Below are 22,226 nucleotides of genomic sequence, written 5' to 3' on the forward strand. Positions count from 1 at the left end.
CGACATGACCATGGCTCCCGAACTGCCGCGTGGCCTGCAGTGGCTGAATGCGCCGTCGACCTCGCTGCACGAGCAGCGCGGCCGCATCGTCGCGCTGGCCTTCGTCAACAGCGCATCGGCCTGGTGCGCGCAGCGGCTGAACGACCTGGCCGTGCTGCAGGCCCGCTATCTGGGCCGCCTGCAGGCGCTGGCCGTCCATGTGCCGCGCTTCGACAGTGAGCGCGATCCACAGGCCGCCCTCAAGCGTCTGCGCCGCCATGGGCTGTCACTGCCGCTCGCACATGACGGCGATTGGGTCGCCTGGCAGCGGTTCGGTGTGGAGGCCTGGCCGACCGTCCTGCTGATCGACGGCGAGGGCCACGTGCGGCACCGCGCCGTGGGGGCCGAAGGACTGGCGGACCTGGAGCGCCAGGTGGCCCGCCTGTGCGATGGCCTGCATGCGCCGCCGGACGATGACTTCCGCACCTTCCGCGAGGCTCACCCGGAGCCGCGCATGCCGCTGTGCTTCCCGACCGGACTGGTCGCCACGCCCGACCGCCTGTTCGTGGCCGACAGCGGCCATCACCGCGTGCTCGAATGCAACCACCACGGCCGGGTGATCCGGCAGTTCGGCATGGGCACACCGGACTTCGCCGATGGCGAGTTGAACCATGCCGCCTTCCGCCGCCCGCAGGGTCTGGCACTGGTGCGCGAATCGCTCTATGTGGCCGATACCGGCAACCATGCCCTGCGGCGCATCAATCTGCCGACCAGCACGGTCGACACCCTGTGCGGCAACGGTCGCGCGGGCGAGCCGACGGAGGGCGTGGTCACGTCGCCGCGCGATGTGGCGCTCCACCAGCCCCAGGCGATCGTGGTGAACAACAACCAGATTTTCCTGGCGATGGCAGGCGACAACCGGGTATGGAGCTACGACCTGGGGACCCGCGAGATCCGCGCACGCGCAGGTTCGGGGCAACTCGACGTCCGCGACGGCAGCGGTCCGATGGCGGCATTCGCGCAACCGGCCGGTCTCACGGCCGCGCTGCAGACCCTGTACGTGTGCGATGCCGTGGGTTCGGCCGTGCGGTCGCTGCAGTTGCGCGGCGACACGGTGCAGACGCTGATCGGGCAGGGAGCGTGGAGCTTCGGCGACGAGGACGGCCCACGCGACCGTGCGCAGCTGCAGCACCCGCAGGCGCTGGCCTTGAGCCCGGATTCGCCGGTCATGTGGATCGCCGACAGTGGCAACGGCACGCTGCGCACGCTGCGGCTGGGTGGCGGTGAACTGACCACCATCACGTTGCCGCGGCGCCTGCAGGGTCCGGCCGGCCTGTCCGTGGCGGCGGGCGCGGTGTGGATCGCCGAGACCGATGCGCATGCCGTGCTGCGCTACGATATCGCCACCGGCGAGCTGAGCCACGTTCCGATCGACGAATGAGCGGCAGTCCCCAGGCGGAATTCGACGGCAAGGTCTTCGCGGCCGGCCTGAGCACCGCGCCAGGCGTGTACCGCATGTATGCGGCCGGCGACGCGCTGCTTTATGTCGGCAAGGCCGGCGCGCTGCGCAAGCGCGTGGCCAGTTACTTCAACAGTTCGCCCAAGTCGCCGCGCATTCTCTCGATGCTGTCGCAGGTCGTGCGGATGGACGTCACCGTCACCCGCACCGAAGCCGAGGCGCTGCTGCTGGAAAACCAGCTGATCAAGTCGCTGACGCCGCGCTACAACGTGCTGCTGCGCGATGACAAGAGCTATCCCTACGTCCTGCTCACGCGAGAGGAATGGCCGCGCATCGCCTTCCATCGCGGTGCGCGCGCGACGCCGGGCCGTTACTTCGGCCCGTATCCAAGCGTCATCGCGGTGCGCGAGACGCTGAACCTGATGCAGAAGCTGTTCCGCATCCGCAATTGCGAGGACAGCGTGTTCCGCAACCGGTCGCGGCCCTGCCTGCAGTACCAGATCGGTCGCTGCAGCGGACCGTGCGTCGGTCTGGTGCAGGAGACGGACTACGCCGAATCCGTGCGCCAGGCCACGCTGTTCCTGGACGGGCGCAGCGACGAACTGACGCGCGAGCTCGGCAGCGCGATGGAGCAGGCCAGCGCGAACCTCGAGTTCGAGCAGGCCGCCCGGCTGCGCGACCTGGTGGCCTCGATCCGCACGCTGCAGGCGCGGCAGTACGTGGACGGCCATGCGGCCGACCTCGACGTGCTGGCCTGCGCCATGCAGGGCAGCCAGGCCTGCGTGCTGCTGCTCGCCTTCCGCGACGGCCGCAACCTGGGGACGCGCACGTTCTTCCCGAAGACCAATGGGGAGAATTCGGCCGAGGAAGTCCTCGGTGCCTTCGTGTCGCAGTACTACGCCGAGCAGCCGGCGCCGCAGGAAATCGTCCTCGATCGCGAGATTCCCGACGCGGAGCTTATCGAGCACGCGTTGGCCACTGCTGCGGGACGCAAGGTGCAGCTCAAATGGAACGTCCGCAGCGAGCGTGCGGGTTACCTTGACCTGGCCCGTCGCAACGCCGAGATCGCGCTGGTCACCGAGCTCGGCAGCCGCAACGCTCAGACCGCGCGCAGCGAAGCGCTGAAGGAACTGCTGGGCCTGCCCGAGGTGGCCAAGCGCATCGAGTGCTTCGACATCAGCCATACGATGGGCGAGGCGACCGTCGCGTCCTGCGTCGTGTTCGATGCCAACGGTGCGGTGCGCTCGCAGTACCGTCGCTACAACATTACCGGGATCACCCCGGGCGACGATTTCGCCGCCATGCACCAGGCCATCGAGCGGCGTTTCCGGCGCGCGGTGGAGGAGGGCGGCGTGCTGCCCGACGTGCTGCTGATCGATGGTGGTGCGGGGCAATTGGTGCAGGCACAGGCGGCGCTGGCGGACCTGGGCGTGGATGGCGTGACCCTGGTGGGCGTGGCCAAGGGTGTGGAGCGCCGGGCCGGACACGAGACGCTGGTGCTGCCCGACGGCCGCGAGCTGCGGCCAGGCGCGGCTTCGCCGGCACTGCAGTTGATCCAGCAGGTGCGCGACGAAGCGCACCGGTTCGCCATCACCGGCCATCGCGGCAAGCGGCAGAAGGCGCGCATGACCAGCAAGCTAGAGGATATCCCCGGCATCGGGCCGCGCCGGCGCGCAAGCCTGCTCAAGCATTTCGGCGGACTGGCGGGCCTGAAGGCGGCGGGTGCCGACGAGATCGCCCGCGTCGACGGGGTGAACGCCGCACTGGCCGAGCGAATCTACGCTAACCTGCACGGGCTGCCGTCCCCCGAGGCAGGAAAAGAGTAAGCCTGCGATGAAGTTGACCGTCCCGACCTGGCTCACGCTGCTGCGGATCGTGCTGATCCCGGTGCTCGTGCTGGTGTTCTACCTGCCGTACTCGTGGACCAACTTCGCCGCCGCCTTCATCTTCGTGCTGGCAGCGGTCACCGACTGGCTGGATGGCTGGATCGCGCGCCGTTACCACCTGTATTCCGCATTCGGCGCCTTTCTCGATCCGGTGGCCGACAAGCTGATGGTGGCGGTGTCGCTGTTCCTGATCGTGCAGGACAACCCGACCATGTGGATGGCCATTTGGGCGGCGGTCATCGTCGGTCGCGAGATCGCGGTCTCCGCATTGCGCGAATGGATGGCGGAACTGGGCCAGCGCGCGACGGTGAAAGTCGCCGCGTTGGGCAAGATCAAGACCATCGTGCAGATGGTGGCGCTGTCCTGCCTGCTGTACGCCTCAACACCGGGCGACCAGGCGCTGGGCGATATCTGGATGGGGCGCTGGGTGTTCCTGCTGGGCGACTGGCTGCTGGCCATCGCGGCGTTGCTGACGCTGTGGTCCGGCATCCAGTATCTGCTCGCGGCGTGGCCGATCCTGCGCGAGGGCGAGAAGAAGAGTGTTGACATGCCCAAACAAGACGCTACAATTTCGTCTCTCTCGACGCGGGAATAGCTCAGTTGGTAGAGCACGACCTTGCCAAGGTCGGGGTCGAGGGTTCGAGTCCCTTTTCCCGCTCCAGTTTTTCGTCCTGAGAGGGACGGTCCACCAAACCCCGTTCGCGGGGTTTTGTGTTGTAGGGCGCCTTGAAAACGCGTCCTGATTGCGCCAGTCTGGCGCGGTCGCCATCGGCCTGGTGGCAGAGTGGTTATGCAGCGGACTGCAAATCCGCGTACGCCGGTTCAATTCCGACCCAGGCCTCCAAACCAGAAGGACCACCATGTCCTTCCACGCGGGAATAGCTCAGTTGGTAGAGCACGACCTTGCCAAGGTCGGGGTCGAGGGTTCGAGTCCCTTTTCCCGCTCCATACATGCTCCTCGTCGAGCACGCACGAAGCCCCGCTTGCGGGGCTTCGTCGTTCCTGAGGGTGCGATGTGCCGCCGCTTTCCAAGGCGGCGGGACTGAGGCAGGCTATCGCCGGGCCCGGATGGCGAAACTGGTAGACGCATCGGACTTAAAATCCGCCGGCCGCGAGGCCATGCCGGTTCGATTCCGGCTCCGGGCACCACCGCGTCGCTGTCGCCTCAGCGGCGCTGCTTCTTCTCTTCCTCGCGCACTTTGCGGCGTACGAACAGCGCAACGAAGACGCTGATCCCCACCATGACGATGCTGCCCCCGATGGCCAGCCAGCCCACCGGCTCCATCAGGATCTCGCGCAGGATCGGATGCATGTCGTGTTCTCCCCGTTTGTGGTGGCGCCAAACTCGCATCGTGTGCATCGAGCGGCATTGATCCGGATCAACCGTGCAATGGCGACCCGAAGGCGCTGCGGCGTGCGGTCGCAGGGCATGGCTTAGAATCCACGCTGGCCCACGGGAGACTGCCGATGCAGCGTTACCTCGCCTACGCCGCCAGCATCATGTTGGCTTTCGCTTCATTGCTGCTGGCCCCGGCGTGGCCTGCCGCGTGGTGGGGTGTCGTCGCTTTCGGTGCGCTGGCGCTGCTCGGGACCTGGGACGTACTGCAGACGCGCAGCACGCTGCGCCGCAACTATCCGGTGCTGGCGCATTTCCGTTATGGACTGGAGTCGGTCGGTCCCGAGATCCGTCAGTACTTCATCGAAGGCGATACGGCGGAAGTGCCGTTCTCGCGACAGCAGCGGGCGCTGGTGTACCAGCGTGCGAAGGGCGTCAGCGACGTGGTGCCGTTCGGCAGCCAGCAGGACGTCTATGGCGTGGACTACGAATGGATCAACCATTCGATGGCGCCCGCCAGCGTGGATTCGCATGACTTCCGCGTGGTGATCGGTGCGGGCACGGCGCAGCCGTATTCGGCCAGCGTGTTCAATATCTCGGCGATGAGTTTCGGTTCGCTGTCGGCCAACGCGGTGCGCGCACTGAACGAAGGAGCGCGGCGCGGCAACTTCTACCACGACACGGGCGAGGGCTCGATTTCGTCGTACCACCGCGAGAAGGGCGGTGACCTGGTGTGGGAAATCGGCTCCGGCTACTTCGGGTGCCGTGACGACCAGGGGCGTTTCAGCGAGGAACGCTTCATCGAGAACGCGCACTCGCCGCAGGTGAAGATGATCGAACTGAAGCTGTCTCAGGGCGCCAAGCCCGGCCACGGCGGCGTGCTGCCGGCCGCCAAGGTCAGCGCGGAAATCGCGGTGACCCGCGGCGTGCCGATGGGGCACGACTGCGTGTCGCCGGCGAAGCATTCGGCGTTCTCCACGCCGGTCGAACTGCTGAAGTTCGTCGCCAGATTGCGCGAGCTGTCGGGCGGCAAGCCGACCGGCTTCAAGCTGGCGATCGGGCACCCGTGGGAATGGTTCGGCATCGCCAAGGCCATGCACGAGACCGGGCTGCTGCCGGACTTCATCGTGGTGGATGGCGCGGAAGGTGGCACGGGTGCCGCGCCGGCCGAGTTCATCGATCACGTAGGCGTGCCGATGCACGAGGCGTTGTTGCTGGTCCACAACACGCTGGTGGGCCTGGGCCTGCGTGACCGTATCCGGATCGGTGCGGCCGGCAGGATCATCAGCGCCTTCGACATCGCCCGCACGATGGCGATGGGGGCCGACTGGTGCAACGCCGCCCGCGGCTTCATGTTCGCGCTGGGATGTATCCAGGCGCAAAGCTGCCACAACGACCGCTGCCCGACCGGCGTCGCCACCCAGAATCCCAAGCGCTGGAATCACCTGGACGTGCCCGACAAGTCCGTGCGCGTGCAGCAGTTCCACGACAACACGCTCAAGGCGCTGCGCGACATGCTGTGCGCGGCAGGGCTGGAGCATCCGCAGCAGGTGGGCCCTGAACACATCCTGCGGCGGGTGTCGCCGATCGAGGTGCGTTCGCTGTCCGCGCTGTACAAGTTCCTGGAGCCTGGCGAACTGCTGGACCGTGTGCCGTCGCACGCGGTGTTCCGCGACTTCTGGCCGGAGGCGCGCAGCGACGCATTCGCGCCGCCACGGCGGGTCAGCGCCCTGTGCGACACCAAGGACCGCTGACCGGTGATGCGTTGACCCGCCCCCCGGTCCACGGCTATCATTCGCGCCCCGATGATTTCGGGCGGTTAGCTCAGCGGTAGAGCACTGCTTTCACACGGCAGGGGTCACAAGTTCGAAACTTGTACCGCCCACCAGTTCCAGCGAGAAGCCCGGCCTTGGCCGGGCTTTTTCGCGTCTGGAGCCCGGGTGGCCGGAGACCGGTCGGGGGCGATGCCTGCGGTCATCCGCCGCGGGTTCCGATCAGGGGCTTAAGTGCTTGTTTCTCGGGCCGAAACGGCCCGGCCAGCGTGGCCGCTGTGATACACTCGGCAGGCTGCAGAACCCGCCGGAATCCCCGCCTGTCGCTGCCTCGCCGGCCCCCGCCGGCTAGGCCCGTTTTGGCCGCGATTCCGGCCCGAGACAACCTGAGAAACACGGAACCCGAATGGCCGATACCGCCAAGGAAATCATCCCCGTCAACCTCGAAGACGAGATGCGACGCAGCTACCTGGATTACGCGATGAGCGTGATCGTGGGGCGCGCGCTTCCGGATGTCCGCGACGGTCTCAAGCCTGTTCACCGGCGCGTCCTGTTCGCGATGAACGAACTGGGCAACCACGCCAACAAGCCGCACGTGAAGTCAGCCCGTATCGTCGGTGACGTGATCGGTAAGTACCACCCGCACGGCGACCAGTCCGTCTACGACACGCTGGTGCGCATGGCGCAGCCCTTCTCGCTGCGCTACATGCTGGTCGACGGCCAGGGCAACTTCGGTTCGGTCGACGGCGACTCCGCCGCTGCCATGCGTTACACCGAAGCGCGCATGGCCAAGCTCACCCATGAGCTGTTGGCGGACATCGACAAGGAAACCGTCGATTTCCAGCCCAACTACGACGAGAAGGAACAGGAGCCGACGGTCCTGCCGACGCGTTTCCCGAACCTGCTGGTCAACGGTTCGGCCGGCATCGCGGTGGGCATGGCCACCAACATCCCGCCGCACAACCTGTCGGAAGTGGTCAACGGCCTGATCGCGCTCATCGACAATCCCGAACTCGATGTCGACGGGTTGATGCAGTACATCCCCGGCCCGGATTTCCCCACCGGCGGCATCATCAACGGCACCGCCGGCATCGTTGCCGGCTACCGCACCGGCCGCGGCCGCGTGCGCATGCGCGCCAAGGCCGACATCGAGGTCAACGACGACAACGGCCGTGAGTCGATCATCGTCACCGAGATCCCGTACCAGGTGAACAAGGCGCGGCTGATCGAGAAGATCGCCGAGCTGGTGAAGGACAAGAAGCTCGAAGGCATCAGCGAGCTGCGCGATGAGTCCGACAAGGACGGCATGCGCATCTACATCGAGGTCAAGCGCGGCGAATCCGCCGAGGTGGTCCTCAACAACCTGTACCTGCAGACGCCGATGGAATCGGTGTTCGGCATCAACATGGTCGCGCTGGTCGACGGCCGTCCGCAGCTGCTCAACCTGAAGCAGATGCTGGAAGCCTTCGTGCGCCACCGCCGCGAAGTGGTGACCCGCCGGACCATCTTCGAACTGCGCAAGGCGCGCAACCGCGCCCACATCCTGGAAGGCCTGACGGTCGCGCTCGCCAACATCGACGAGATGATCGAGCTGATCAAGACGTCGGCCAATCCGCAGGAAGCGCGCGAGCGCATGCTGGCCAAGACGTGGGAGCCGGGCCTGGTCGGTTCGCTGCTCGCCGCCGCCGGCGCCGAGGCGTCGCGTCCGGAAGACCTGCCTGCGGCGATCGGCTTCGTCGACGGCCGCTACCAGTTGAGCGAGGCGCAGGCCACGCAGATCCTGGAAATGCGCCTGCACCGCCTGACCGGCCTGGAGCAGGAAAAGCTGACCGAGGAGTACCGCCAGCTGCTGGAAACCATCGCCGGCCTGATCCGCATCCTCGAGAACCCGGATGTGCTGCTGCAGGTGATCCGCGACGAGCTGCTGAACGTCAAGGCCGAGTTCGGCGACGAGCGCCGCAGCGAGATCCGCCACAGCGAGGAAGACCTCGACATCCTCGACCTGATCGCCCCGGAAGACATGGTGGTCACGCTGTCGCACGCGGGTTACGCCAAGCGCCAGCCGGCCAGCGCCTATCGCGCCCAGAAGCGCGGCGGCCGCGGCCGCAGCGCAGCGGCGACGAAGGAAGAGGATTTCATCGACCAGCTGTGGCTGGTCAACACGCACGACACGCTGCTCACCTTCACCAGCAGCGGCAAGGTGTTCTGGCTGCCGGTGTACCAGTTGCCGGAGGCCGGCTCCAACGCGCGCGGTCGTCCGATCATCAACTGGATCCCGCTGGAAGCCGGCGAGAAGGTCCAGGCCGTGGTGCCGGTGCGCGACTACGAGGACGGCAAGTTCGTCTTCTTCGCGACCAGGAACGGCACGGTCAAGAAGACCCCGCTCACCGAATTCGCGTTCAAGCTGGCGCGCGGCAAGATCGCGATCAACCTGGATGAAGGCGACGCTCTGGTCGGCGTGGCCCTGACCGACGGCGAGCGCGACGTCATGCTGTTCGCATCCAACGGCCGTGCGGTGCGCTTCTCCGAAGGGCTGGTGCGTGCCATGGGCCGTACCGCCACCGGCGTGCGCGGCATGCGCCTGGCCGAGGGCGCGGATGCGGAAGCCGAAGGTGAGCAGGACCAAGGCGAGACGGCCGACGGCGAGGGGACGGCGGCGATCGCCGATACCGGCTCCGAGGTGGTCAGCCTGGTCGTGGTCGATGGCGATGGCGACATCCTGACCGCCAGCGAGCGCGGCTACGGCAAGCGCACCCCCGTGGCCGACTACCCGCGCAAGGGTCGCGGCACCCGTGGCGTGATCGCGCTGAAGACCACCGAGCGCAACGGTCGCCTGGTTGGGGCCATCCAGTTGTCCGACCATCACGAGGTCCTGCTGATCTCCGACGGCGGAACGCTGGTGCGTACGCGTGCGGCGGAAATTTCGCAGGTCGGTCGCAACACCCAGGGTGTCACCCTCATGCGCCTGTCCGACGGCGAAGCGCTGCAGGCGGTGGAACGCCTTGATGCGTCGCTGGACGAGGACGAGGTGATCGACGGCGTCGCCGGTAGCGCGGCTACCACGGCCGAGGCCACCGACACGCCGCCGGAGGCCTGACGGTCGACTCGCATGAAAGCGTGTGGGGTGTGACCCCGCCGCTTTCATCCCTGCGTTCTATACTGCCGATACGACCACGGCAGGGAACGGCACATGGGATCGGTACGTCGGAATTCGAAGAGCGCGCGCAGCCACTGGATGCGCGCGTTTTTTATTGGCCTGATCGCGGCGGCGGCGCTAACCGGCTGCAAGCGCAACGAGTCCGGGCAGCTGCCTGAAGCGAGTGGCGATCCCATCAAGGCGCAGGCTGCCAAGGTGGAAGGCTTCGCCCTGGTCGGTGCCTTTCCCGACCAGCATGACGGCGACCTCGCCATCGCGCTGGAATTCAGCCGGCCGCTGGTGAGTTCGCAGGACTTCGACACGCTGCTGGTGGTAAAGGACGCCAACGGCGCCGCCGTGAAGGGCAGCTGGGTGCTCGACGACAAGGGCCTGGTGCTGCGCTTCCCGTCGGTGGAGGCTGCCAAGGATTACGAGGTCACGCTGAAGGCCGGCCTGTCCGCCGCCGACGGCACGCGCCTGGGCAAGGACGAGACCCGCAAGGTGCATACCGGCGAACTCGACCCGGCGGTCGGCTTCGCCTCGCAGGGCAGCGTACTGCCGGCGCGCGAGAGTCGGGGCTTGCCGGTGGTGTCGATCAATGTGCCGGAAGTGGACGTGGAGTTCCTGCGCGTCACCCAGAAACAATTGCCGAAGTTCTTCGCCGAGTACCAGCGCGGCGGCCGCCGCGGCAGCTGGGATCTCGACAGCGAGTACGGCGACAGCACGCCGCTGGGCAAGCTGGCCGAACCGGTCTACCTCAACCGCTTCGTGCTGGGCGGCAAGCCCAACGAGCGCATGCTGACCTACCTGCCGATCCAGGACATCCGCGAACTGCAGGACCCGGGTCTGTACTTCGCGGTGATGAAGCGCACCGGCAAGTTCGCCGGGGAGTTCGAGACCGCCTTCTTCACTGTCAGCGACATCGGCCTGCACACGCGCGCGTACAAGGACAAGCTGTTCGTCCATACCGCGTCGCTGCAGGATGGATCCGCCACCGGCAGCGTCGAACTGAAGGTGCTCGACGCACGCGGCGAAGCCATCCTGAGCGGCAAGACGGACGGCAACGGCAATGCGCTGCTGAACTACACGCTGGACGCCGGCCACGTGCTGGTCGCCACGCGCGGCAAGGACGTGTCGATGCTGCCGTTCAACCAGCCGGCGCTCGACCTGTCCGAGTTCGCCGTCGCCGGCCGTGAGCAGGCGTGGTTCGACGTGTTCGCCTGGTCGGGCCGCGACCTGTACCGCCCCGGCGAGACGGTGCGCATCTCCGCGCTGCTGCGCGACAACGACGGCAAGCCGGTCCCGGCGCCGAAGCAGGGCGGTGGCCAGCCGGTGTTCCTGCGCCTGAAGCAGCCGGACGGCAAGGTGTTCCGCGAAACGCGCCTGCAGCCGGGTGCGCAGGGTTACTTCAGTTTCGAACAGGCGATCCCGGTGGAGGCCCCCACGGGCCGCTGGCAGGTCGAGTTCCGCACCGATCCGGCGAGCAAGGAAGCGGTGCAGGGCATGACGCTGCGCATCGAGGAGTTCCTGCCCGAGCGCATGAAGCTGGACCTGGACGCGTCGCCGGTACTGAAGCCGGGACAGCCGCTGAAGCTCAAGGCGACGGCCGCCTACCTGTATGGCGCACCCGCCAGTGGCAACCGCTTCACCGCCAAGCTGGCGGTGGCGGTGGAACAGCATCCGCTGGAGCAGTTGCCGGGCTACTTCTTCGGCGACCCGACGATGGAGTTGCCGAAGGAAGCCAAGGACGTCATCGACACCACGCTCGCCGACAGCGGCGTGCTGGAAGAAGAGATCGCGCTGCCGGCGGAAGCCAAGCCGCGCAGCCCGATCGCCGCGATCGTCTCCGGCAGCGTCTACGAGACCGGCGGACGCACGGTCAACCGCACGCTGAAGCGCGTGCTGTGGCCGGCCGACGCGCTGGTCGGCATCCGCCCGCTGTTCGACGACAAGGACGGCGCCGATGCCAACGCCAATGCCGGCTTCGAAGTGGTGCGCATGGACGCCGCCGGCAAGCCGCAGCCCGGCAAGGGGCTGAAGGCCACGCTGGTGCGCGAGCTTCGCGATTACCACTGGAACCATTCGGACGATGGCGGCTGGGACTACGACTTCACCCGCCGCTTCGAGAACAAGGACACGCGCACGATCGATGTGGGGACCGGCGCGTCGAAGATCGATTTCCCGGTGGAATGGGGCGAGTACCGGCTGGATGTGTTCGATCCGGCCACCGGCCTGACCACGCGCTACCCGTTCCGTGCGGGCTGGAGCTGGGATGACCAGAATCGCGGGCTGGATGCGCGCCCCGACAAGGTCAAGCTGTCGCTCGACAGGACCGGCTACAAGGCGGGCGACACGCTGAAGGTCACCGTCACCCCGCCGCATGCCGGCAAGGGCCTGCTGATGGTCGAGAGCGACCGCATGCTGTACGTGCAGGCGATCGACGCCAAGCCCGGCAGCACGTTCTCGATTCCTGTCACCAAGGACTGGGAGCGGCACGACGTCTACGTCACCGCGCTCGTGTTCCGCGGCGGCTCGGCACCCAGCAAGATCACGCCGGCGCGCGCCGTCGGCGTGGCGCACGTGCCGATGGACCGTCGCGACCGTCGCGTCGCCGTCGGCCTGTCGGTGCCCAAGCAGATGCGTCCCGAGCAGAACCTGCCGGTCACCGTCAGCGTGCCCGAACTCGCGGGCCAGACGGCGCACGTCACCGTGTCCGCGGTGGACGTGGGCATCCTCAACATCACCCGTTTCCCGGTGCCGGATGCCAATGCACAGTTCTTCGCGCAGCGTCGGCTGGGCGTGGATGCCTACGACATCTATGGCCGCGTGATCGAGAGTTTCGAGGGCGGCAGCGCGAAGATGCGTTTCGGCGGCGACATGGCGCTGGCGGCCCTGCCGCAGGCGAAGCGGCCGACCTCGCGTGTGCAGACCGTCGACCTGTTCTCCGGTCCGGTGAAGCTGGACGGCAAGGGCAATGCACGCGTCGCGCTGAAGGTGCCGGATTTCAACGGCACGCTGCGCGTGTCGGCGCTGGTGTATTCGGATACACGCTACGGCAATCGTGACCGCGAGACCGTCGTGCGCGCGCCGATCGTGGCCGAGGCCAGCCTGCCGCGCGTGCTGGCACCGGGCGACAGGAGCACGGTGACGCTCGACGTGCAGAACTTCACCGGCAAGGCCGGTGCGTTCAAGGTGCTGGTGAACGGCGGAGGTCCGCTGAATATCGGTGAAGGCAGCAAGACCGCCGATCTGTCGGTGGATGCCAAGCGTACGCTGACGTTCCCGATCACCGCGGGCGAGGGCTACACCACCGCGCAGGTGCGCGTACGCGTCGAGGGCAACGGCTTCAAGGTCGACCGCCGCTACGACGTGCCGGTGCGTGCGGGCTGGCCGGCGGTGTTGCGCTCGCGCACGCAGGTACTGGACAGCCTGGGGCCCGTGGAGATGGGGGCGGGCTTTGCCGACGGCTTGATGCCGGGCTCGGTGACCGCACGCATGACGGTCAGCGCGCTGCCGCCGATTCCGTTCGCCAGCGCGCTGAAGGGCGCCCTGGAGTATCCGTACGGCTGCGCCGAGCAGACCACCAGCAAGGGCTACGCCGCGCTGGAACTGGACGACGCCACGGCGAAGCTGCTCGGTATCGATGGACTGGAGGTGAAGAAGCGCCGCGAACGCATGGAAGGCGCCTTCGGGCGGCTGGCCTCGATGCAGGTGGCCAACGGCCACTTCTCGATGTGGGGCGACGACGACTACGTCAATCCGGGCCTGACGCCGTACATCGCCGAGTTCCTGCTGGATGCGCGCGAAGGTGGCTTCGCGGTGCCGGATACGGTGCTGCAGAAGGCGCTGACCCGTCTCAACGAGGATCTGCTGGCGGGTGGCGCGCAGTTCTACGGTTACGACCGGCGAGACCACCTCAAGTTCGCCAACCAGGCCTATGCCGGCTACGTGCTCGCACGCGTCAACCGCGCGCCGCTCGGCACGCTGCGCGCGCTGTACGACAACGAACGCGGCAAGACGCTCACCGGCCTGCCGCTGGTGCACCTGGGTATCGCGTTGACGCTGCAGGGGGACAGGACCCGCGGCGCGAAGGCGATCGCCGAAGGCTTCGCCAAGACCGGCGACCGTCCGGAATACCTGGGCGACTACGGCACACGCCTGCGCGACGATGCGCTGATGATCGCGCTGGTGCACGAGCGCAAGCTGGCCAAGCCCGAGTACGACCGCCGTGCGATCTCGCTGGGCCGCGAGCTGGATGCCCGCCGCAACAGCGGCTGGATGTGGCTGAGCACGCAGGAGCAGGTCGCGCTCGCTCGCCTGGGCAAGGCGCTGATGGTCGACCAGAAGAAGCTGGTGTCCGGCCAGTGGAGCATCGGCGGCGATGCCGAGGCGATCGCGCCGGTGCGGCTGTTCGGCCGCAGCGTCGACCATGCGGCACTGGCACGTGGCCTGCGTTTCACGCCGGAAGGTTCGCCGCCGCTGTACGCGTCGCTGGACGTGGCCGGCATTCCGCGCAGCGCGCCGGCACCGGACGATCGCCAGATCGGCATCGAGCGCCGCTACTACACGACCGATGGCCAGGAGTGGAAGGGCGGCACGCTGAAGGAAGGCGAGGCGCTGATCGTTCGCGTGGGCATCACCGCCAACGTCGCGATCCCGGATGCGCTGTTCACCGACCTGTTGCCGGCCGGACTGGAGATCGAGAACTTCAATCTCGGCGACGCCAAGCAGTGGGCGGAAGTCGTGGTAGACGGCATCGCGATCAGCGATCGTGGCGGCGCGGCGGACGTGAAGCACGAGGAGTTCCGCGACGATCGATATGTCGCGGCGCTGAAACTGGATCGCCGCAACACGGCCAAGCTGTTCTATCTGGTGCGGGCGGTAACGCCGGGCACGTACACGGTGCCGCCCTCGCTGGTGGAGGACATGTACCGCCCGGATATCCGTGGCGTCGGCAGGGCCTCGCCGGCGACGATCACGGTGGTGCAGCCGTGAAAATCGCGGGTATCCGCTTCTTCGCATCGGTGACCTTTCTTGCGGCCCTTGCCGCGCCGGCGGCGGCGGATCTGCCGCTGGCCCTGGTCGTTCCGGAGCAGTCCGGGCTCGCGCTGTCGAAGCGCGAGCCGGCCCCGGCCATCCAGGCGCAGTTTGCCGGCCGGACGGTCGTGACCGGCACGTTGATGGCGGTATGGGAAGAATCCACCGCGGGCGGCTACGGGGATGCGCGCTTCGAACTCCACCCGGACGCGGCCTCTGCCGCCGCGCTGCCGCACTACACGGGATACGTTGTCGGAAAGATCGACGTTGTGAACGGCGCTCGGGCGCTGGCGATGGCGGTGGGCGAGGAACGAGCCCGCCGTTTCGTTGAGCAACGCGTTCCACGGATCAGTGCGACGGGCGTGTTCCAGGTCTCCGGATACTCGGTGAAGGTGGAATGCAACGCGCTGTGGGCGGAGGCCAGCGTCGTGTCGGCCGAGATTCCCGATCCGACCGCGGTGCGCAAGGTGCCGGTGATTGAAACCTGCTGACGTCGTGAGCGGGCGGGGACGCGCGGTGCGTGCCTGGGGCCTCCTGTCCTGGCTGCGGTGGAGTGCCGTCGCCTTGCTGTCGACGGTGCTGATACTCGATCTCGCATTCCCGCCACCACTGCCAAAAACACGCGACACCAGTACGCTGGTGGTCGCGCGCGACGGCACGCCGCTGCGCGCGTTCGCCGATCGCGACGGCGTCTGGCGATATCCCGCCTCGCCCGACACGGTGTCGCCGCTCTACCTGCAGGCGCTGCTGAACTACGAGGACCGCTGGTTCTGGCGGCATCCCGGTATCAATCCGTGGGCGCTGGTGCGTGCGGCGGGGCAGTTCGTACGCCATGGGCGCGTGGTGTCCGGCGGCTCGACGCTGACCATGCAGGTCGCGCGCATGCTGGACCGCCACTCGCGCACGCCGTGGGGCAAGGCCAAGCAGATGCTGCGCGCGTTGCAACTGGAAGCGCATCTGTCAAAGCGCGAGATCCTGACGCTCTACCTGGAACGTGCCCCGTTCGGTGGCACCATCGAAGGCGTGGACGCGGCGAGCTGGGCCTATCTCGGCAAGCCGGCGGCGCGTCTCTCGCACGCCGAAGCCGCACTGCTGGCGGTACTGCCGCAATCGCCCAGCCGGTTGCGCCCGGATCGTCATCCCGATGCTGCCCGCGCGGCACGCGACAAGGTGCTGCAGCGCATGGCGGACTTGGGCGTGTGGTCGAAGACCGACGTCGACGATGCCCGCATCGAACCCGTCGTCGCCCGCAGCCTGCAGGCGCCGCTGAGCGCCGCGCTGCTGGCCGAACGCCTGCGCCGGCAACAGCCGCGCGCATCGCGCATCATCTCCACCATCGATGCCGGCCTGCAGCGGACGCTGGAGGAACGCGTACACGGTTACTTCTCCACGCTGCCCGCGCGCACGTCCGCCGCGTTGCTGGTGGTCGACAACGCGACGATGGAAGCGCGCGCCTACGTCGGCTCGGTGGCATTCGGCGATCGCGAGCGCCTGGGCCACGTCGACATGGTTCAGGCATGGCGCTCGCCCGGTTCGACCCTGAAGCCGTTCCTGTACGGACTGGCGCTGGACGACGGCCTGATCCATTCCGAGAGCCTGTTGATCGATGCGCCGCAGTCGTTCGGCGGTTACCGGCCGGGCAATTTCGATGCGGCGTTCAACGGCCCGGTCAGCGTCGCCGATGCGCTGCGCCTGTCGCTCAACGTACCGGCGGTGGACCTGCTGGACCGCGTCGGCCCGGCGCGTTTCTCCGCGCGGCTGGCGAACAACGGCCTGGTGCTGCGCTACCCGCGCGGTGCGCAGCCGAACCTGTCGTTGATCCTGGGCGGCACCGGTGCGCGGCTGGAAGACCTGGTGGGTGCGTATGCGGGATTGAACCGCAGCGGGCTGTCCGGCCGCGTGCGCTACACCGCACAGGATTCCGCCTCTGATCGTCGCCTGCTATCGCCGGGCGCGGCGTGGATCATCCGCGAAGTGCTGGAGGCGCACCCGCGTCCCGGCTATGGCAGTGGCGTGCTGGATACCGGCAACCGTCCGCGGGTGGCGTGGAAGACCGGCACCAGCTACGGCTTCCGCGATGCCTGGGCGCTGGGCAGCACGCGGCGTTACACGGTCGGCGTGTGGGTGGGGCGACCCGACGGTACGCCGTTGCCCGGCCAGTACGGCGCGGTCACTGCATTGCCGCTGATGTTCGAGGTGATCGACAGCCTGCCGCGTGCGCCGGCCGACGCGGGCCCGTCACCACCACCGGCCGAGGTGGCCGGCCACGCGATCTGCTGGCCGCTGGGTACGCTGGCGGAAGCGGAGTCGCCGCCGCTGTGCCAGCGCAAACGCGATGCGTGGACGCTCGGTGGCAACGTGCCGCCGACATTCGCCGAACGCGACGCGCGCCTGTGGAGCGCCGGCCGCGAGCGCTTCGAGGTGGATGCGCACACCGGCCTCCGCTTGTCGGGCGAATGCGCACGCGCGCACGAAGCACGCAGCACCGAGATAGCGCGTTGGCCGGCACTGGCGTCGCCGTGGCTGCCGGCACGCGAGCGGACGGCGTCGCGCCTGCCGTCGCTGTCGCCGGATTGCCAGCCCGACGGACGCGATGCGGCCGAGGAACTGCGCATCGACGGACTCAACGATCTCGCCACGCTGGCGCGTGCGCCTGGCAGCGAGCATGGCGTGCGCCTGCAACTGCGTGCACTGGGTACCGACACGCGCGTGCAGTGGTTGCTGGACGGTCGCTGGATCGCGGAGACGCAGGGCGCGCAGGCGTTCCAGCAGGATTTCACCACGCCGGGCGAACACCAGCTCACCGCCCTGGCCGACAGCGGCGCGTGGGCGAGGGTGCGGTTCAACGTGCTGCGCTGACGCGTCAGCGGTAGTGGGCGAGGAATTCGCCCAGCGAGGTGGCGTCGGGAACCAGAAGGTTCATCAGGGCACCGGCAATCAGCAGGGAGATCGTGGCCGCCACGAAGGGTTTTCCGGTGTGCCGCAGCGTGGTCGACAGCCAGTGTTCGCCATGGGGCGGGCGCTTCAGGCGCCGGTAGAGACCGGCCGACAGTGCCGCGTCCAGCGCCAGCTCCGCCAGCAGCGCAGGGGCGATCAAGATCACCCAGAACACCGCGAGCAGCGCGCCTCCCAGCACTGCCATCACCATGACGACGGGAAGGGACTCGTCGGCTTCGAGGGAGTCGTCCAGCGATGGGCGCTCGACCGAAGGCGGCACCTGATCGAACGCGGTGAGCGGAACAGGTGCCGCAGGCGCGTCGAACGATGCGCTGGCGCCGCCACCGCCGGAGCCGCCGCCGGATCCTTGCCACTCGCTATTTCCGGGCCCCTGTGAAGACGGGGCGTCGCCATCGCCGGGCACGCCCAGATCCCATTCGCGGTGGCGGCGCCAGATCCAGACCAACCCGAGGAATGCGCCGTAGGCGATCAACACGCAGACCGGATAACGCAGCCACAGCGCCTGCATGCCCGCCGCCGACAGTGCCACCGAGGCGAGGAACCCGGTGGCGGCGGTCAACAGCACCAGCAGGCTCATCTGCAGCCGCGGCACGCTGACCCGTGTCGCGGCCAGCGCCCTCAATGCGTCGTGCGATCCGTCACGACGTGGCATGCGTCAGCCCAGCTGTTCCAGCATGTGCTCCGCACCGGACACCTTGTACTCGCCCGGCGCCTCGACGAACACGTGCTTCACCACGCCGTCCTCCGCATACAGCGCGAAGCGCTTGGCGCGCACGCCCATGCCGTAGGCACTGGCGTCCATTTCTAGGCCGAGTGCCTTGGCCAGGTCGGCGTTGCCGTCGGCCAGCATCTGCAGGCCGTCCGGCACGTGCTGGGTCTTGCCCCAGGCCTGCATGACGAACGGGTCGTTGACCGAGACGCAGAAGACCTCGATGCCGCGGCTGCGGAAGTCGTCGAAATGCTGCACGTAGCTGGGCAGGTGCTTCTCCGAGCAGGTGGGGGTGAACGCGCCGGGCACGGCGAACAGCACCGCCTTGCGGCCATCGAACAGGGCGGCGGTATCGATCGTCTCGACGCCGTCGCGGATACGCTTGAGGGTGACTTCGGGAATGCGCTGGCCGACCTGGATACTCATGGGGGTGCCTGGGTGTGGGGAAGGCGGGCAGTGTAGCGTGGCGCCGTTGGCGTCCGGCGACCACGCGCGTCGATGCCGCCCGCGCGGCCGCCGATTAGAATGGACGCATGGCGCGCGCTGGTGCGGGGCGCCCCCGATGATGGCGGAGATCGCATGCAGTTCAAGGATTACTACGCGGTGCTGGGCGTGGAGCCCTCCGCGGGCGACGCGGAGATCAAGACGGCGTACCGCCGGCTGGCCCGGAAGTACCACCCGGATGTCAGCAAGGAGCCTGGTGCGGAGGACCAGTTCAAGGCCGTCAACGAGGCCTACGAAGCACTGCGCGACCCGCAGAAGCGTGCCGCCTACGACCAGTTGCGTGCACGTGGCTACCGCCCGGGCGAGGAGTTCCGCCCGCCCCCGGATTTCGGGCGTGGCGGCGCGGGGGTGCCGGATTTCGACTACGAGGAGATCTTCGGCGGCGCGGGGGGAAGCGGTGGCGGCTTCAGCGATTTCTTCGAGGGCCTGTTCGGCCGTCGCGCACGCCCGGACCAGGGCGGCCCGCGGGGACCGCAGCCGTCGCGGGATTCGCGCGCCAAGCTGGCCGTGCCGTTGCCGGCCGTGCACGACGGCGGCAGCGTGCGGGTGAACGTCAACGGCAGGCAACTGGACGTGAAGGTGCCGAAAGGCGTCAAACCCGGCCAGGTCATCCGGTTGGCCGGACAGGGCACCCAGGGCGGCAACCTGCTGCTCGAAGTCGAGTACGCACCGCATCCGCAGTTCGAGGTGGACGGCCGCAACATCATCCACGTGCTGTCGTTGACGCCGTGGCAGGCCGCGCTCGGCGCCACGCTCAGCGTGCCCACGCTGGGCGGTGCGGTGGAGCTGAAGATTCCCGCCGATTCCGATTCGGGCCGCAAGCTGCGGTTGCGCGGCCGCGGCCTGCCGGGTACGCCTGCGGGTGACCAGATTGTGGAACTGGAGATCACGGCGCCGCGTGCGGAAACCGATGCGCAGCGCGAGGCCTACATGGCGCTCGGCAAGGCCTTCGACGCCTGAGCCGCATCTTGCGCAGGATGTGGCGATAATTTCGCCACCCATCTTGACAGGGCCGTGCTACAAGGCCGTTCGATGGTTATCCACAGTTTCGTGCAGGTTCCATCCACATGCACTGTGGAAAACCCATGCGGGCTGCACGCATGCCGGACCCTGAAAGCACTATGCCACCCGAAGGTGGCGTAGTGGACTCCTCACGACGGATCCGCCGTGTCGATCAGCGGGCCGACTTGGCGGCTGGCGCCGCCGTCTCCGGCGCGGTCAGGCCACGCTTTTCCAGCAGCGGTTCGATCTTGGGATCGTGGCCGGCGAAATCGCGGAACAGCTTCATCGCATCCTGGCTGCCGCCCTGCGACAGCAGCGTCTTGCGGAAGTGGTCGCCGTTCTCGCGCTTCAGGCCGCCGTTGTTCTTGAACCATTCCACGCTGTTGGCGTCCAGCACTTCCGACCAGATGTAGGCGTAGTAGCCCGCCGAATAGCCGCCCATGATGTGGCTGAAGTAGGGCGTCTTGTAGCGCGGCGGCACCGGCGCGTAGTTGATGCCGTCGGCGGCCAGCGCGGCGGCCTCGAACTTCATCACGCCGTCGGCGGCGGGCACCTGGTCGGCGGTGATCTGGTGCCAGCGCTGGTCCAGCATGGCGGCACCCAGGTACTCGGTGGTCTTGAAGCCTTCGTTGAACTTGGAGGCGGCGATCACCTTGTCCAGCAGCGCCTGCGGCAGCGGAGCGCCGGTCTGGTAGTGCTTGGCGTAGTTGGCCAGGATCGACGGCCAGTCGGCCCACATCTCGTTGACCTGCGACGGGTACTCGACGAAGTCGCGCGGCACGCTGGTGCCACTGAAGTAGGGGTACTTCACGTCGGAGAACATGCCGTGCAGCGCGTGGCCGAACTCGTGGAACGTGGTGGTCACTTCATCCCACGTCATCAGCGTCGGCTCGCCGGCCGGCGGCTTCGGCACGTTCAGGTGGTTGGCCACCACCGGCTTGTCGCCGCTCAGGCCCGACTGCGAGACATACGAGTTCATCCACGCGCCGCCGCGCTTGGAGTCGCGCGCGTACGGATCGAAGATGAAGATCGCCAGCTGCGACCCGTCGGCGTTGAACACGTCGTAGGTCCAGGTGTCGGCGTGGTACTTCGGCAGGTCGGTGCGCTCCTTGAAGGTCAGGCCATAGAGCTGGGTGGCGGCGAAGAACACGCCGTTCTCCAGCACGTTCTTCATCTCGAAGTAGGGCTTGAGCTGCGATTCGTCGAAGTTGTACTTCGCCGCGCGCACCTTCTCGCTGTAGAACGCCCAGTCCCACGGTTCCAGCTGGAACGTCGGCTGACCCTTGGCCTTCTGTTCCTGGTCGATCATCGCCTGCAGGTCGGCGGCCTCGCGTTTGGCGTTGGCCACGGCGGCCGGGGCCAGCTTGCCCAGCATCGCGTTGACGGCTTCCGGCGTGCGCGCGGTCTGGTCTTCCAGGCCGTAGGCGGCATGGTTGGGGTAGCCCAACAGCTTCGCGCGGTCGGCGCGCAGCTTCATGATGCGCGAGACCAGCGCGGTGGTATCGAACTCGCCGCCGCGGCTGCCGCGTGCGACCGAGGCCTCATGCAGGCGCTGGCGCAGCGCACGGTTGGTCAGCTGCGACTCCGGCGGCTGACCGGTGGTGTTGAGCAGGGTCAGCACGTACTTGCCTTCATGGCCGCGCTTCTTGGCGGCTTCGGCCGCGGTGGCGATCTGGCCGGGGGTGAAGCCGTCGAGCTGCTTCACGTCATCGACCACGATGGCCGAGGCATTGACTTCCTTCAGCACGAAGTCGCTGAACTGCGTGCCCAGCGAGGCGAGTTCGGCGTTCATCGTCTTCAACGTCGCCTTGTCGGCATCGTTGAGGTTGGCGCCGGAGCGCACGAAGCTGGTGTGGTAACGCTCGATCAGGCGCACGCCCTGCGCGTCCAGGCCCAGCGTGGTGCGCTTGTCGAACAGCGCCTTGATGCGGGCGAACAGCTTGGGATTGAGGCTGATGGCGTCGCCGTGCGCGGCGAACTTGGCGGAGTAGTCGGCGCGCAGCTTGTTGCGGGCGTCGTTGGTGTCGGTGCCGACCAGGTTGAAGAACACCGTGGTGGCGCGGTCCAGCACCTGACCGGACTTCTCCAGCGCGATGATGGTGTTGTCGAACGTCGGCGCCGCGGTGTTGTTGGCGATCGCGTCGATCTCCGTCAGCTGCTCGGCCATGCCGGCGTCGAAGGCGGGGGCGAAATCGCTGTCCTTGATCTTGTCGAACTGCGGGTAGTGCAGCGGCAGCGGGCTTTCGGCGAAGAAGGGATTGGCCGCCTGGGCGGTCTGGGTGGCCGGCGTGGCGGCCTGGCTGTAGGCGGGCATGGCGAGTCCGAGGGTCGCGGCAAGCGCGATGGCGAGGCGGGTGGTCATGGAGCGCTACGTCCTTACAAAGGTGGATTCCCAAGGGTAACCCAGGGGGGAAAGCGGGGACCCATGACGAAAGGCATGGGCGAGCG

General features: G+C 67.7%; 13 protein-coding genes and 5 tRNA genes. 14 read left to right on the top strand and 4 right to left on the bottom strand.

The features are described from left to right. Positions 1-4: 4 nt before the first annotated feature. The 7 genes from IB230_RS00075 (at position 5) to IB230_RS00105 (ending at position 4,473) form a co-directional block, all read left to right on the top strand. Complete coding sequence (locus tag IB230_RS00075) at positions 5-1,420, top strand: redoxin domain-containing protein (RefSeq protein WP_192267588.1); 1,416 nt, start codon at positions 5-7, stop codon at positions 1,418-1,420. Beyond that, positions 1,417-3,264, top strand: a complete 1,848-nt coding sequence (uvrC, locus tag IB230_RS00080) for an excinuclease ABC subunit UvrC (RefSeq protein ID WP_192267590.1) — start codon at positions 1,417-1,419, stop codon at positions 3,262-3,264. Before IB230_RS00075 ends, uvrC begins: the two co-directional genes overlap by 4 nt. A gap of 7 nt (positions 3,265-3,271) precedes the next feature. Beyond that, positions 3,272-3,919 carry a CDP-diacylglycerol--glycerol-3-phosphate 3-phosphatidyltransferase gene (gene pgsA / locus IB230_RS00085; protein WP_192267592.1) on the top strand — a complete coding sequence of 216 codons (648 nt, stop codon included), beginning with the start codon at positions 3,272-3,274 and terminating at the stop codon, positions 3,917-3,919. Next, positions 3,910-3,985 (top strand) — tRNA-Gly (locus IB230_RS00090). Before pgsA ends, IB230_RS00090 begins: the two co-directional genes overlap by 10 nt. Positions 3,986-4,094: 109 nt before the next feature. Continuing rightward, positions 4,095-4,168, top strand: a tRNA-Cys gene (locus tag IB230_RS00095). A 28-nt stretch (positions 4,169-4,196) separates the two neighbouring features. Next, positions 4,197-4,272 (top strand) — tRNA-Gly (locus IB230_RS00100). A 114-nt stretch (positions 4,273-4,386) separates the two neighbouring features. Next, positions 4,387-4,473: transfer RNA gene (locus tag IB230_RS00105), tRNA-Leu, on the top strand. Positions 4,474-4,489: 16 nt separating this feature from the next. Here IB230_RS00105 and IB230_RS00110 read toward each other — a convergent pair. Next, a complete protein-coding gene (locus IB230_RS00110) occupies positions 4,490-4,636 on the bottom strand; it encodes a hypothetical protein (protein ID WP_192267594.1) in 147 nt (48 codons plus the stop codon). Between the two features lie 155 nt (positions 4,637-4,791). Between IB230_RS00110 and IB230_RS00115 the strand changes: the two genes are divergently transcribed. The 6 genes from IB230_RS00115 (at position 4,792) to pbpC (ending at position 17,464) form a co-directional block, all read left to right on the top strand. After that, positions 4,792-6,414, top strand: coding sequence for an FMN-binding glutamate synthase family protein (locus tag IB230_RS00115; protein ID WP_192267596.1), 1,623 nt, complete (start codon positions 4,792-4,794; stop codon positions 6,412-6,414). A 59-nt stretch (positions 6,415-6,473) separates the two neighbouring features. Further along, positions 6,474-6,548 (top strand) — tRNA-Val (locus tag IB230_RS00120). Between the two features lie 290 nt (positions 6,549-6,838). Beyond that, on the top strand, positions 6,839-9,529 hold the full coding sequence (gyrA, locus tag IB230_RS00125; RefSeq protein ID WP_192267598.1) for a DNA gyrase subunit A: 2,691 nt from the start codon (positions 6,839-6,841) through the stop codon (positions 9,527-9,529). 138 nt (positions 9,530-9,667) lie between these two features. Then, the gene (locus IB230_RS00130; RefSeq protein ID WP_192271151.1) at positions 9,668-14,563 is read left to right on the top strand and encodes an alpha-2-macroglobulin; all 4,896 of its coding nucleotides are present in this window, start codon (positions 9,668-9,670) and stop codon (positions 14,561-14,563) included. Continuing rightward, on the top strand, positions 14,560-15,096 hold the full coding sequence (locus IB230_RS00135; RefSeq protein WP_192267600.1) for a hypothetical protein: 537 nt from the start codon (positions 14,560-14,562) through the stop codon (positions 15,094-15,096). Before IB230_RS00130 ends, IB230_RS00135 begins: the two co-directional genes overlap by 4 nt. Beyond that, entirely contained in the window at positions 15,083-17,464 is a 2,382-nt protein-coding gene (gene pbpC, locus IB230_RS00140; RefSeq protein ID WP_192267603.1) for a penicillin-binding protein 1C, read from the top strand. The genes IB230_RS00135 and pbpC overlap by 14 nt, the downstream gene beginning before the upstream one ends. 4 nt (positions 17,465-17,468) lie before the next feature. On the opposite strand, the gene IB230_RS00145 is transcribed toward pbpC, so the two are convergent. Together IB230_RS00145 and IB230_RS00150 are read right to left on the bottom strand one after the other, a co-directional pair. Further along, positions 17,469-18,215 carry a hypothetical protein gene (locus IB230_RS00145; protein ID WP_192267604.1) on the bottom strand — a complete coding sequence of 249 codons (747 nt, stop codon included), beginning with the start codon at positions 18,213-18,215 and terminating at the stop codon, positions 17,469-17,471. Between the two features lie 3 nt (positions 18,216-18,218). Further along, entirely contained in the window at positions 18,219-18,698 is a 480-nt protein-coding gene (locus IB230_RS00150; RefSeq protein ID WP_192267605.1) for a peroxiredoxin, read from the bottom strand. A 153-nt stretch (positions 18,699-18,851) separates the two neighbouring features. On the opposite strand from IB230_RS00150, the gene IB230_RS00155 reads away from it, so the two are divergent. Then, positions 18,852-19,736 carry a DnaJ C-terminal domain-containing protein gene (locus IB230_RS00155; protein WP_192267606.1) on the top strand — a complete coding sequence of 295 codons (885 nt, stop codon included), beginning with the start codon at positions 18,852-18,854 and terminating at the stop codon, positions 19,734-19,736. Between the two features lie 214 nt (positions 19,737-19,950). On the opposite strand, the gene IB230_RS00160 is transcribed toward IB230_RS00155, so the two are convergent. After that, entirely contained in the window at positions 19,951-22,140 is a 2,190-nt protein-coding gene (locus IB230_RS00160) for a M3 family metallopeptidase (protein ID WP_192267607.1), read from the bottom strand. Positions 22,141-22,226 lie beyond the last annotated feature (86 nt).

The sequence above is a fragment of the Pseudoxanthomonas sp. PXM01 genome (assembly GCF_014851815.1).
In the GTDB taxonomy this organism is placed as follows: Bacteria; Pseudomonadota; Gammaproteobacteria; order Xanthomonadales; family Xanthomonadaceae; genus Pseudoxanthomonas_A.